Genomic DNA, 11940 nt, shown 5'->3' with positions numbered 1-11940 from the left:
TATACCTGCGAGGCCACGTACCCATGATCGGCGAATGGCTCGCCCTTCCGTTGGCACGCGAGGCAGGTTCGAGCGAACCAGGTGACGAGATCAGCGAGGCCTTTCTGTATCCGGCAGCAGAGCGATTACTCAGTCGCTGTGACGCGCTATGGCGCATTGATGGCCCATCCAGAGGCGCCGACGAAGATGTACGCCGAGCAATGGAAATGGGGCTGCCGGTCTACCGCTCGTTGAGCGAAATACCAATGACCGTACATTCCCCTGAGATCAATTAAATCTTTTTGACCGTCCGTTTCTGGCCGCGCAATTGGATCAGCCGACCGGCCGTTGTTGGCCGAAAACGGATACTCAAAAACTCAGCTAATTCAGACTAATTGACTCGCAGCCGCTACCTTGCGATGTTTCCCTCAATGCCCGACGCGCGCAGCGTGCCGCTCAGCCCGCAACGTCGCCACATCCGCCGGCGATAGCCCGCGTGCCCGCAACACCACCGTAAGGTGATAGTTCACGCCCAGCAGTTCGGCATCTTCCTACGCTACGGCTACTGCCGCCTTTTGGACACCTTCTTCGCCGACTTTCTTTGGCATTTGGCAGATGCTGCACTCAAGCAACCATTTGGTTTCAGAGAGTTGGTTAGCGCAAAGCGCCCGCATCGCGCAACGATTGCTTCAGCGTCTGGACGTCAAACCAGCCCCTGAATTTCTTCGCCAGGCGGCCGTGGCGGAATACGTAGAACGTCGGCATCGACCAATCGTCCAGCATCGACCACTCGCTGTCTTGCCAGGCAACGTGGATCGGCTGATCGGGAAGCTTGCGGTTCCACTCTGCCACCGATTGAAATGCTTCGCTCTGGCTGGCGAGCCAGATGGCGTGCTGGGCGAACAGTGGCCGCAGTTGTGGGTCCGACTCCACAGCGCGCGCTGCATCCTCCGAAAAATGGCAGGAAGCCACGATCACAATACGTAAGGGCTGCGAAAGATCGAAGGCTTCCCGGCGCATTGTGTGAGCTTGCGCATCCAGCGAGAGCGCGGTCGGCTGCCCTTTCAGTAGCACGCTGCCTGTAACCAAGGTCGGTGCAGCATCCACACCCAGAGCCGGGTGCTGCCTTGCCACCGTTTCAGCATTCGCGAACTGCCGACTCGTCACCAGAGCCTGATAGAGGCCGGCGTAGTCCTGGTCCTCCGCCATGTGACGCTGCTGCATCTCATCGAGATCATTCCGGAGATCGTCGAGATGCGAAGCTGTAGGGGAGTAACTCACCACCCTGTCACCTGCACGCTTCAACAGCCGCAGATCTGGACTGCTGACCGCACGCAGTTTTGCTGGCGTCTGATAGCTTTGGAAGAGGCGATCGTACCGCTGCCCGTCCAGCAAAAATCGTCGAGCATCCGGCAGGGAAAAATCAGGTTTTACCAAAACCAGTTGGTCGTAGCGCTTTTCGATGTCGCTTTCCGGGCAGTCTTTGATGCCACAACCGCGCGCGGCAGCATCGGCAAGCCGCTCTTGCTGGATGCGAGCCTGCCGCTCCGGGGAAATCCCCGACCCTTGCGCAAATTCCTCAACACCAAACAAGGCAAAGAGCCGAACAACCTGCGGGTGGGTAAGCTCGTTTGAAGGATCGTCTAGCGGCACCGAGCCTAGGCCACGTCTACCGAATGCGAGCTCTCCTAGAAAACGTCTGCGCCCGCCGGGTGACAAAGCATCCAGAGGTGATTGCCCCTGCGGCGTATCTGTCAAATACTGCTTCAATTCCGCGTCAGTGGTGATGCGACGATCCGCTGCCTGCACAGCAAACGCCGCAAAGAAACACCAAAGCCACACCATCCAAACAATGCATCGCATACGCTGAATGAGCACGAGAATGACCGTCCTGTTGTCGTTGTGTTTGGCACCGCGAAGAGAGCAAAACACGAACACCGCAAGGTTTCCAGCAACACTTATCAATCGAATGTCAGGCGCTGCCGCTTCGATGGGAATGACGCTCGGCCAGCAACGCCGCCACATCGGCCAGCGATAGCCCGCGCGCGCGCAATACCACCGCAAGGTGAAAGATCAGATCCGCCGACTCGCCCAGCAGTTCGGTGTCATCCTGCGCGACGGCGGCCAGCGCTGTCTCGACACCTTCTTCGCCGACTTTCTGAGCCATGCGGCGGATGCCGCCTTCGAACAGGCTGGTGGTGTAGCTGCCTTCTGGACGTTTGGCGTGGCGTTGTGCGACGAGCGCGTCAAGTTCGGCCAGGAAGCCCAGCGGTGGGCGCACGTCGGCGCTGTCGCCGAAGCAGCTGGATGTTCCCTCATGACAGGTAGGGCCGTGCGGCTCGGCCTGGACCAGCAAGGTATCGGCGTCGCAGTCGATGCGGATGGATTTGAGGGCGAGCACATGGCCGGAGCTTTCGCCCTTGGTCCACAGGCGCTGCTTGCTGCGGCTGAAAAACGTGACGTGACCGCTGGCCTGCGTGTGCGTCAGCGCGTCGGCGTTCATATAGCCGAGCATCAGCACTTCGCCGCTTTGCCAGTGCTGCACGATAGTGGGTAGCAGACCGTCGCCTTTGGCCCAGTCGAGGCGCTTGAGATCAGTATTCGAATCGCTCATCGCGACGTTCCTTGACTACGTGCAGCGCGGGTTACAAACGTACCGCCACGCCTTCGGCGCGCAGGTATCGTTTGAGTTCGGGAATGGCGATGGCGCCGGAGTGAAACACGCTGGCGGCCAAGGCGCCGTCGACATCGGCTTCGATGAATGCATCGCGGAAGTGCTCGGGCGTGCCCGCGCCACCGGAAGCCACCAGCGGCACGTGGCATACCGCACGCGCCACGGAAAGCTGCTCGAGGTCGTAACCCTTGCGCACGCCATCGCTGCCCATGCAGTTGAGTACGATCTCGCCGGCGCCGCGCTGCTGCGCTTCGATCATCCAGTCCAGCGTTCGGCGCGCCAGCGCCTGGGTCTTGTTGGGGTCACCCGTGTATTGCCGCACGTGCCATTCGCCGTCGGCATCGCGTAACGAGTCGATGCCGACCACCACGCACTGCACGCCGAACGCGGCGGCCAGCTCGTCGATCAACGCCGGGCGCTCCAGCGCGGGCGAGTTCACCGAAATCTTGTCGGCACCGGCGTGCAGCACCGCGCGCGCTTCATCGACCGAGCGAATGCCGCCGGCGACGCAGAACGGGATATCGATGACGCGCGCCACCCGCTCGACCCAGCCGCGATCGACGCTGCGACCTTCGGGGCTGGCAGTGATGTCGTAAAACACCAGCTCGTCCGCCCCCTCGTCGCGATAGCGCAGCGCCAGATCGACGATTTCACCCATCACGACGTGGTCGCGAAACTGCACGCCCTTGACCACTTGCCCATCGCGCACGTCGAGGCACGGGATAATCCGACGGCTCAGCATGCCAACGCCTCCTCGATAGTGAAGCGCGCTTCGAGCAGCGCACGACCGAGTATCACGCCCGTCGCGCCCGCCTCGCGCGCCGCGCGGATATCGTCCAGCGAGCGCACGCCGCCGGACGCCTGGACGGCCAAATCCGGAACCGTTTCCGCCAGGTGGCGATACAGATCGAGATTGAAGCCGGCCAGCATGCCGTCGCGGTCGATATCCGTGCACAGCAGATGCCGCGCGCCCTTACTCGCGTACCACGGCGCCAGCTCGTCCAGCGTGCGCGTTTCCATCTCGGTCCAGCCGGCGCTGGGCAGCGCCCAACGGCCATCTACCTGACGCGTATCGAGGGCAATGGTCAACTGCTCGGCGCCGTAGCGCGTGAGCCAGTCGGCGACGAGCTCGGGCTCCCGAATCGCCACGCTGCCGAGCACCACCCGGCTCACGCCCGCGCTGAACAAGCGCGCCAGGTCGTCCTCGCTGCGCACGCCGCCGCCGGCCTGAATCCGCATGCCGTTCGCGGCGATCGATTCGATCACGGCGAGGTTATCGAGACTGCCGGAGCGCGCACCGTCGAGATCGACCAGGTGCAGCCACTGGGCGCCCGCCGCCGCATAACGCTGAGCCAGCTCGCGCGGGTCGGCTTCGTACGTGGTCTGCTGCGCGTAGTCGCCCTGCTTCAGGCGCACCACCTTGCCGCCGCGCAGGTCGATGGCGGGAATCACGTTCAAACTCACGGCTTGCGTACTCACAGGCTGAGGAAATTCTTGAGCAGCTTGGCACCCACGGCGGCCGAACGCTCGGGATGAAACTGCATGCCATGAAAATTATGGTTGGCAATGACTGACGAAAACTCGCCGCCGAAGTCGGTCGTCGCCAGAGAGTAATTGCCGGGTGGCACCGCGTAGCTGTGCACGAAATAGGCGCTGTCATCATCGCCGAGCCCTGCCAGCAGCGCGTGAGGCTGGCGACCGACCAGGCGGTTCCAGCCCATGTGCGGCACGCGCAGTCCGGGCATATCGTCGAAACGGCGCACGACGGCGGGAACGACGCCGAGACAGTCGGTATCGCCCTCTTCCGAATGGGTGCAAAGCAGCTGCATGCCCAGACACACGCCGAGCACGGGCTGGGTCAGGTTGCGCATCACCTCGACCAGGTCCAGCTCGCGCAGGCGCGCCATGCCCGGACCTGCGGCACCGACGCCGGGGAGAATCACCTTGTCGGCCGCACGAATCGTCGCCGCGTCCGAGGTCAGCTGGGCATCCGCGCCCAAGCGCTGCAGCGCATAGCGCACCGAACCGATATTGGTGCCACCGGCATCGACCAGCACCACGCTCATTACAGCGTGCCCTTGGTGCTGGGCAGTTCGCTGCCTTCGCGGCGAATGGCCTGACGCAGGGTGCGCGCAAACACCTTGAAGCAGCCTTCGACCATGTGGTGCGCGTTGTCGCCGTGCACGCTCAGATGCAGGTTCGCACCCAGCGTCTCGCAGACGGAGCGAAAAAAATGCGGCACCAGCTCGGTCGGCACATCGCCCACGCGCTCGCGCGGAAAGCTGCCTTCGAAGACGAAGTAAGGCCGACCGGACAGATCCAGCGCCGCGACCGCGCGCGACTCGTCCATCGGCAGGGTGAAACCGTAGCGGCCGATGCCGCGCTTGTCGCCCAGCGCCTGCTTCAGCGCTTGACCCAAAGCGAGCGCGGAATCTTCCATCGTGTGGTGCTCGTCGATATGCGTATCGCCCTCGCAGCGCAGCTCCAGCGCAAAGCCGCCGTGCTTGCCGATCTGCTCCAGCATGTGATCGAAAAAGCCCAGGCCGGTATGCACCTGCGGATCGGCGACGCGATCCAGGTCGACGTTGACGGTGATACGGGTTTCCTTAGTGTTACGCACCACGCTGGCCGTACGCGGCGCGTCGAGCAGCTGGTGCGCAATCGCGTCCCAGCCGATGCCCGCGGGGCCCACGCGGCAACCTCGGACGCCCATGTTCTGGGCAAACTGCAGATCGGTCTCGCGGTCGCCAACCATCGCCGACGCCGCGCGGCTCCAGTCGTCGCTGGCCAGGTAGTGACGCATCATGCCGACCCCGGGCTTGCGGGTGTCGAGATGCTGATACGGAAAGCTGCGGTCGATCAGGATTTCCTGAAAGCGAATGCCCTGCGAGCTGAGGATTCGCAGCAGCAGTTCCTGCGGCCCGGCAAAGGCGGCTTCGGGAAAACTTTCGGTACCGAGACCGTCCTGATTCGTCACCATCACCAGCTGATAGCCGGCGGCGACGAAGCGCTGCAGCGCGGCGATCACGCCGGGCAACAGCGCGAGTTTCTCGAAGCTGTCGATCTGCTCATCGGCAGGCTCTTCGATCAGGCAACCATCGCGATCGACAAAAAGAATCTTTCGGCTCATCGTGGTTTTCCTGCAGCCAATGCGTCGACAAAATCCCGGCTATCCATCGCCGGACTCGTCAGTACAGCCAGCACATTCTCGTTCTCCTGCGGCGTGCCGATGGTGATGCGCAGCGAGTCGCCCAGATTCGGATAGCGGCGGACGTCGCGCACCACAATGCCCGCGGCCAGCAAGCGCGCGTAGACAGCGCCGGGATCATCGAAACGCACGGCCAGAAAGTTCGCCTGCGACGGCAGCACTTCGCGCACGCCGGCAAGCTGGGACAGCGCCGCCTTCATGACGTCGCGCTGCTCTCTCACGATAGCCAGATGCTCGCGCGCATTCTGCTGACCCGACGCAGACAAAGCGGCCAACGCGGCCACCACGCACGGCGACGGCAGCGGATACGGCGCCATGATTTTGCGCAGCAAGGCGATGATCGCCGCCGACGCCAGCAGGCTGCCGATGCGCGCGCCGGCCAGCGCCCAGGCTTTGGACAGCGTGCGCAGCACGGCAAGGTTTTCGTAGCGATCGATCAGCGCGATCGCGCTGTCGGCGTCGGCAAATTCGATATAGGCCTCGTCGACGACAAGCAGTGCGCGATCGGACAAGGCCTGCGCCAAACGTTCGATGTCGGCACGTGGCACGATCTGTCCTGTCGGATTGTTCGGCGTGCAGACAAACACCAGCTTCACTGCCGGCGTCACCGCCGCCAGCAGGGCATCCACATCCAGCGTGAAGTCGTCTCTCAACGCCACCTCGATCACCGCGGCATTCTGCGTACGTGCGCAGACCGAATACATGCCGAAGGTCGGCGGCTGGATCAGGATCGCGTCCTCGCCGGCACGGCAGAACGCGCGCACCAGCAGGTCGATCGCTTCGTCGCTGCCGCGACCGACCAGCAGCTGTTCGCGGCGCACGCCGTAGAGCGTCGCCAAAGCATCGATCAAAGCCGCCGGCTGCGGCTCCGGATAGCGGTTGCAGCCAGCGCCCGAATCGCCCTCGGGCAGCCATGACGATTCGTTCGCATTGAGCCATATCTGGCCGCCATTAGCCTCCATCCGTGCGGACGAATAAGGCTGCATGGCGCGAATTTCCGCACGCGCGAGATCGAGCACGCTCATGACGTTCGTCCTGCGGCATCGCCGTCCAGCACGGCCAGCCGCAGGGTGACCGCGCGGCGATGGGCCTCCAGCTGTTCGGCGGCCGCCAGCGTGGCGGCGCAGGGGCCGATTGCGCGCAGGCCGTCCGGCGTCACTTCCTGCACCGTGATCTGTTTCTGAAAACTCGCCACCGATACGCCGCTGTAGCTGCGCGCGTAGCCGTAGGTCGGCAGCACGTGGTTGCTGCCGCTGCAGTAGTCACCGACCGACTCCGGCGTCCACGCGCCGAGGAAGATCGAGCCGGCGCTGTCGATGCTTTCCAGCAGATCGCGCGGCTGCTGCACCTGCAGAATCAGATGCTCCGGCGCGTAGCGGTTGCTGACCTCGATCGCCTGCGCCAGCGAATCGACCTTGATCAGCCGGCTCTGCGCCAGCGCCTGTGCGGCGATGGCGTTGCGCGGCAGCGCCGCACACTGGCGATCCACTTCGCCGGCGACCATGTCGAGCATATCGGCCGAGGGGCTGAGCAGAATCACCTGCGAATCCGGTCCGTGCTCCGCCTGCGAAAGCAGATCGGCGGCGACGAAGGCCGGATCGGCTTCCGCATCGGCGATGACCAGCACTTCGGACGGGCCGGCCGGCATGTCGATGGCTGCGCCATCCGGATCGCCGGAGACCTGCAGCTTGGCCTCGGTGACCCAGGAGTTGCCCGGGCCGAACAGCTTGTCACACTTGGGCACGCTGGCCGTACCGTACGCCATGGCGGCGATGGCCTGCGCGCCGCCAAGCTTGAAGACCTTGTGCACGCCGGTGAGGCGCGCCACGTACAGCACCGCCTCGTCGCAGCGGCCGTCCGCGCGCGCCGGCGAGCACAGAACGATCTCGCGACAGGCAGCGATGCGCGCCGGCACGCCCAGCATCAGAGCGGTCGAGGGCAGCGGCGCGCTGCCCGCCGGCACGTACAGGCCGACGCGGCTGATCGGGCGCAGCACCCGCTCCACCCGCACGCCGGGCGCGGTATCCACGCTCACCGGCTGCGGCGCGGCGGCGCGATGGAACGCCTCGATGCGCCCGGCCGCTTCCTGGATCGCCTGTTTCAACGCTGGATCGAGCGCGGCCTCGGCCTGATCGAATTCGGCATCGGTGACTTCGATGGCATCCAGCGTACAGCGGTCGTACTTCTGACTCAGCTCGAGCAGGGCCGCGTCGCCGCCGGCGCGTACGCTGGCGATGATCTGCTCGACGCCACGGCGCAGATCGTCCGCGCGGGATTGCGCAGGCCGCGCCAGCGCGTCGCGACGCCCTGCCTCGTTCAGCGCGCTCCAGTCGAGCCGCTTCATCGGCGTCGGTTCAACGGCAATGGGATTTGCGAAAGCCTTATTCATGACAACCTTGCTCATTACGACGTGATGATTGATTTTTTCTCAGGCTGCGAGCCCGGCTCAGGCGAGCATTTTTTCCACCGGCAGCACATACATCTCGCGCGCGCCGGCTTTCTTGATTTCTTCCAGCTGACGCCAGCTCACTTCGCCGGCGCACAGCGCCTGCAGCATCAGCTGATCGGGCTGGCCAGCGACAGCAAGCAGCGTCGGCTGCGGGCCGCCGGGCAAAAGACGGGTGATCGCCTCCAGCGAGCTGCGCGAGGTCTGCAGCAGCAGCAAGCGCGATTCACGGACCTGGATCACGCCATCCAGCCGCTTGAGCAGCAGCTCCAGCATGTCGCCGCGCTCGTCGATCGGCAGGCTGAGCGGGCCGGCCAGCACGGCCTCGCTTTCCAGCAGTACCTCGGCCTCGCGCAACTGGTTGGCGACCAGGGTGCCGCCGCTCTGCACCAGATCGCAGATCGCATCGGCGGTGCCGAGCTTCGGCGCAATCTCGACGGAACCCGACAGCATGATCACGCTGGCGTTGACGGCATGCGTGCGCAGCCATTCGCCGAGCAGGCCCGGATAGGAGGTGGCGATGCGCTCGCCCTCCAGCGTCTGCGGGCCCTGATAATCCAGCTCCTGCGGCACGGCGATCGACAGACGGCAGCGGCCGAAGCCGAGCGGGCGCAGTTCATTCAGCGGCGCGGCGTCGCGACCGGTGGTCAGGCGGAACTCGTCCAGCACGTTGCGGCCGACAATGCCAAGGTCGCATACGCCCTGCGCGATCAGCCCGGGAATATCGTCATCGCGCACCAGCAGCAGATCCACCGGCTCGCCTTCGCCGAAGCAGAACAGCTTGTCGCGGCTCTGCCGGAAGCTGAGGCCGCAGCGGTTGAGCAGGTCCAGCGCCGGCTCGGTCAGCCGTCCGGATTTCTGCATCGCTATACGAAGTCGATCACGCTGTTTCATGCCCTGGCCTTCTTTGCTGTCTGCGATTGACGCCGCGCCGCCCGCGCTGCCGCCGCCAGGTAACCGCCGTTGCCTTGATTGAGATAGCGCGCCACCCGTCCGATGGTCGTGATGCTGACGGCGGTGCGCTCGTGGATTTCACGGTACGAAAGACTTTCCAGCAGGTACGGCACCACGCGCCAGCGATCCACCAGCACTTCGAGTTCTGCCGGCGTGCACAGGTCGGTGAGGAAAGCGCCCATCTCGTCGGCGTTCTTCAACGACAGCAGCGCCTCGCACAGGCTCAGCTTGGCGGATGCATCAGGTGTCTCTGGATCGAGCGATCGGCGCTTCATAACGTACTAATGCGTTAATACAGTAGTTGCATCTTACAGACTGCACTTAGGCGTTGCAAACGGTCCAGATGCGATGGTTCAGGCAAGCGGACACCCTGCTCCTGAGCCAGCCAGCGGCTGACAACGCACCAGAACGACGAGTCGCTTATCATGCGGAAACAGCCGAAAAGCCTGGCTGCTTCACAACCCTACTTTGATCGGAAAGTCTCTGCGCATGCGCTGTCTGCTAATCGAAGATGACCAGGCCGCCGCGCAGCTGATCCAGGATGGATTGCAGCGCGAAGGGTTTAGCGTGACTGCCTGCCACGATGGCGCGAGCGGGCTGTCGAAGGTCAACGAAGCGGGTTGGGATGTGGTCGTGCTCGATCGCATGCTGCCGGGCGCGCTCGATGGCCTGGACATCCTCTCGACCATGCGCGGGCGCGGCGATGCCACCCCGGTGCTGATTCTCAGCGCGCTCGGCAGCCTGAATGAGCGCGTGCGCGGCCTGCGCGACGGCTGCGACGATTATCTGACCAAGCCGTTTGCGTTCGATGAACTGCTGGCGCGCATCGAGGCGCTGATTCGTCGCGCCGGACAGCGCGAGGATATGGGCGTGCTCGTTGTCGGCGATCTGAAAGTCGACACGCGCGCGCGCCGCGTATTTCGTGACCAGCAGCCGATTATTCTGCAGCCGCGGGAATATCAGCTGCTGGAGTACCTGATTCGCCACCAGGGCGAAGTCGTTACGCGAAAAATGCTGCTGATCGCGGTGTGGGGCTACCACTTTGACCCCGAGACCAATGTCATCGACGTGCAGATGAGCCGACTGCGCACCAAGATCGACAAGGACGCCGCCGCCCCGCTGATCCACACCGTGCGCGGTGCAGGTTATACCGTGCGTGCGCCTGGCGAAAGCGCCAGCGATGGCTAGCTTCCGCCACTCCGTGGTGTTTCGCATGGCCGTCGGCTACGGGCTGCTGCTGTTGCTATCGGTCGCACTGATCTCGACGGTATTCTATGTCGGCACCGCCGGTTTGATCTCCCGCAATATCGACGCGCAGCTGACCGCGACCTCCCGCCGCCTGATCGACATACGCCATCAGGCGGGCCAGCCGGCGCTAGAACGCGAGATACACACTCTGCTGACCGACGATCGCGACGTCGATACCGAGATCTACCTGCTGGTCGATCCGCAGGGTCGCAAGATCATCGGCAACCTCACCGCGTGGCCCGGTCTCAGCGGTCACAGTAACGAACTGGTCAAACAGCCGGTGAAGCGGCTGGGGCGAGACTCGGTCAGCCGCCTGCTGATCTATCGCTTCCCCAACGGCAGCACGCTGGTGGTGGGACGCGACATGCGCGATCAGCGCGAGCTCGAACGGATGAGCGTCACTGCGCTGTCGCTCGGCGGCCTGCTGGCGCTGGTGCTGGCGGCGCTCGGCGCGTGGCTGTTTCGTCGGCAGTTGAAAAGGCAACTCAACGCCATCCACCTCACGACCACGGAAATATCCGCCGGCAATCTGGACAAGCGCATCGACGTCGGCCGATCGCGGGACGAGTTTGCGATGGTGGCGCACGACGTCAACGTCATGCTCGATGAAATCGAGCGCCTGATGGAAACCGCGCGCGACGTGTCCAATGCCATTGCGCACGATCTGCGAACGCCGCTGAGCCGCATTCGCGGCAACCTCGAAGAGGCGTTGAGCCTGCCGTCGAATGCCGAGCGCTTGCCGGTCAGTGCGCAGTACGCCATCGACGAAATCGATGCGGTGACTACCGTGCTGGACAAGCTGCTGCAGATCGCCGAAGCCGAATCCGGCGTGCGTCGTCAGCACTTCGCCTCGATGCCACTGGGCGAAGTGATTACCGACATCGTCGAGCTGTACCAGCCGGCGGCTGAGAATCAGGGCCAGACCATCGCGCTGGCCATCGAAACGACGGCGCATGCCTCGATCGATCGCGACCTGATCGCCGGAGTCATGGCCAACCTGCTCGACAACACGCTGAAGTACGCCGGCCCCGGCACGCAGGTGACGGTGCGCGTGACCGCTGAGCCGGAAAGCTTCTGCCTGGTCGTCGAGGATAATGGCCCGGGCATTCCGCCTAAACTGATCGGTCGCGCCACCGAGCGTTTCTTCCGCGTCGATGCGAGCCGGCATCTGCGCGGCAACGGTCTGGGGCTGTCGATCGTGGCCGCCGTGGTCGCGCTGCACCGCGGCCGGATGGCGCTCGAAGACGCCCAGCCGGGGCTGCGTGTGAGCATCCGGCTTCCGCGCGACTAAGCTGCCTCGCCGGCTCGCCAAACCTTTCCGGATCGTAACTGTTCGTCCTCGTGCGTGGCCGATAAGGTAATCGGCGCTGCACTGGCCGGCACGGCCTCGTCGTGCGCCGGATACCCGTGCGAACCAAGAAAAACCGGAAC

At 64.1% G+C, this 11940-nt stretch carries 13 protein-coding genes; 3 read left to right on the top strand and 10 right to left on the bottom strand.

Going from position 1 to position 11940, the window contains the following annotated elements; genetic code table 11:
• A partial coding sequence (locus HDE78_RS13595; RefSeq protein WP_218862337.1) for a hypothetical protein occupies nucleotides 1–275 on the top strand: 275 nt, incomplete at its 5' end.
• Nucleotides 276–633: 358 nt separating this feature from the next.
• Here HDE78_RS13595 and HDE78_RS13590 read toward each other — a convergent pair.
• The 10 genes from HDE78_RS13590 to HDE78_RS13545 all read right to left on the bottom strand — a co-directional run bounded on the left by HDE78_RS13590 (nucleotide 634) and on the right by HDE78_RS13545 (nucleotide 9536).
• Complete coding sequence (locus HDE78_RS13590; RefSeq protein ID WP_179480337.1) at nucleotides 634–1917, bottom strand: hypothetical protein; 1284 nt, start codon at nucleotides 1915–1917, stop codon at nucleotides 634–636.
• Nucleotides 1918–1951: 34 nt separating this feature from the next.
• A complete protein-coding gene (hisIE, locus tag HDE78_RS13585; RefSeq protein ID WP_179480335.1) occupies nucleotides 1952–2593 on the bottom strand; it encodes a bifunctional phosphoribosyl-AMP cyclohydrolase/phosphoribosyl-ATP diphosphatase HisIE in 642 nt (213 codons plus the stop codon).
• A gap of 31 nt (nucleotides 2594–2624) precedes the next feature.
• On the bottom strand, nucleotides 2625–3395 hold the full coding sequence (hisF, locus tag HDE78_RS13580; RefSeq protein WP_179480333.1) for an imidazole glycerol phosphate synthase subunit HisF: 771 nt from the start codon (nucleotides 3393–3395) through the stop codon (nucleotides 2625–2627).
• Nucleotides 3389–4117, bottom strand: coding sequence for a 1-(5-phosphoribosyl)-5-[(5-phosphoribosylamino)methylideneamino]imidazole-4-carboxamide isomerase (gene hisA, locus HDE78_RS13575; RefSeq protein ID WP_179480391.1), 729 nt, complete (start codon nucleotides 4115–4117; stop codon nucleotides 3389–3391). The genes hisF and hisA overlap by 7 nt, the downstream gene beginning before the upstream one ends.
• An 11-nt stretch (nucleotides 4118–4128) precedes the next feature.
• A complete protein-coding gene (gene hisH / locus HDE78_RS13570) occupies nucleotides 4129–4719 on the bottom strand; it encodes an imidazole glycerol phosphate synthase subunit HisH (RefSeq protein ID WP_179480331.1) in 591 nt (196 codons plus the stop codon).
• The gene (hisB, locus tag HDE78_RS13565; RefSeq protein WP_179480329.1) at nucleotides 4719–5783 is read right to left on the bottom strand and encodes a bifunctional histidinol-phosphatase/imidazoleglycerol-phosphate dehydratase HisB; all 1065 of its coding nucleotides are present in this window, start codon (nucleotides 5781–5783) and stop codon (nucleotides 4719–4721) included. Before hisB ends, hisH begins: the two co-directional genes overlap by 1 nt.
• Complete coding sequence (gene hisC / locus HDE78_RS13560) at nucleotides 5780–6886, bottom strand: histidinol-phosphate transaminase (protein WP_179480327.1); 1107 nt, start codon at nucleotides 6884–6886, stop codon at nucleotides 5780–5782. Before hisC ends, hisB begins: the two co-directional genes overlap by 4 nt.
• Nucleotides 6883–8205, bottom strand: a complete 1323-nt coding sequence (gene hisD, locus HDE78_RS13555; protein WP_179480389.1) for a histidinol dehydrogenase — start codon at nucleotides 8203–8205, stop codon at nucleotides 6883–6885. The genes hisC and hisD overlap by 4 nt, the downstream gene beginning before the upstream one ends.
• Nucleotides 8206–8307: 102 nt before the next feature.
• A complete protein-coding gene (gene hisG / locus HDE78_RS13550) occupies nucleotides 8308–9201 on the bottom strand; it encodes an ATP phosphoribosyltransferase (RefSeq protein WP_179480325.1) in 894 nt (297 codons plus the stop codon).
• Nucleotides 9198–9536 (bottom strand): YerC/YecD family TrpR-related protein, encoded by a 339-nt coding sequence (locus HDE78_RS13545; RefSeq protein WP_179480323.1) that lies wholly within the window; start codon nucleotides 9534–9536, stop codon nucleotides 9198–9200. Before HDE78_RS13545 ends, hisG begins: the two co-directional genes overlap by 4 nt.
• Nucleotides 9537–9750: 214 nt before the next feature.
• On the opposite strand from HDE78_RS13545, the gene HDE78_RS13540 reads away from it, so the two are divergent.
• Both HDE78_RS13540 and HDE78_RS13535 read left to right on the top strand, forming a co-directional pair.
• Nucleotides 9751–10449, top strand: a complete 699-nt coding sequence (locus tag HDE78_RS13540; protein ID WP_179480321.1) for a response regulator transcription factor — start codon at nucleotides 9751–9753, stop codon at nucleotides 10447–10449.
• Entirely contained in the window at nucleotides 10442–11800 is a 1359-nt protein-coding gene (locus HDE78_RS13535; protein ID WP_179480319.1) for a HAMP domain-containing sensor histidine kinase, read from the top strand. Before HDE78_RS13540 ends, HDE78_RS13535 begins: the two co-directional genes overlap by 8 nt.
• Nucleotides 11801–11940: the final 140 nt, after the last annotated feature.

Source organism: Rhodanobacter sp. K2T2 (assembly GCF_013408815.1).
In the GTDB taxonomy this organism is placed as follows: Bacteria; Pseudomonadota; Gammaproteobacteria; order Xanthomonadales; family Rhodanobacteraceae; genus Rhodanobacter.
This window is presented reverse-complemented; position numbering and strand designations above follow the sequence as displayed.

Excerpts from the sequence above, each read along its gene's own strand:
- hisC (WP_179480327.1), bottom strand. The coding sequence starts at position 6,886 with ATGAGCGTGCTCGATCTCGCGCGTGCGGAAATTCGCGCCATGCAGCCT.
- hisD (WP_179480389.1), bottom strand. The coding sequence starts at position 8,205 with ATGAAGCGGCTCGACTGGAGCGCGCTGAACGAGGCAGGGCGTCGCGAC.
- HDE78_RS13540 (WP_179480321.1), top strand. The coding sequence starts at position 9,751 with ATGCGCTGTCTGCTAATCGAAGATGACCAGGCCGCCGCGCAGCTGATC.
- hisH (WP_179480331.1), bottom strand. The coding sequence starts at position 4,719 with ATGAGCGTGGTGCTGGTCGATGCCGGTGGCACCAATATCGGTTCGGTG.
- HDE78_RS13535 (WP_179480319.1), top strand. The coding sequence starts at position 10,442 with ATGGCTAGCTTCCGCCACTCCGTGGTGTTTCGCATGGCCGTCGGCTAC.
- hisB (WP_179480329.1), bottom strand. The coding sequence starts at position 5,783 with ATGAGCCGAAAGATTCTTTTTGTCGATCGCGATGGTTGCCTGATCGAA.
- hisG (WP_179480325.1), bottom strand. The coding sequence starts at position 9,201 with ATGAAACAGCGTGATCGACTTCGTATAGCGATGCAGAAATCCGGACGG.
- HDE78_RS13545 (WP_179480323.1), bottom strand. The coding sequence starts at position 9,536 with ATGAAGCGCCGATCGCTCGATCCAGAGACACCTGATGCATCCGCCAAG.
- hisF (WP_179480333.1), bottom strand. The coding sequence starts at position 3,395 with ATGCTGAGCCGTCGGATTATCCCGTGCCTCGACGTGCGCGATGGGCAA.
- hisIE (WP_179480335.1), bottom strand. The coding sequence starts at position 2,593 with ATGAGCGATTCGAATACTGATCTCAAGCGCCTCGACTGGGCCAAAGGC.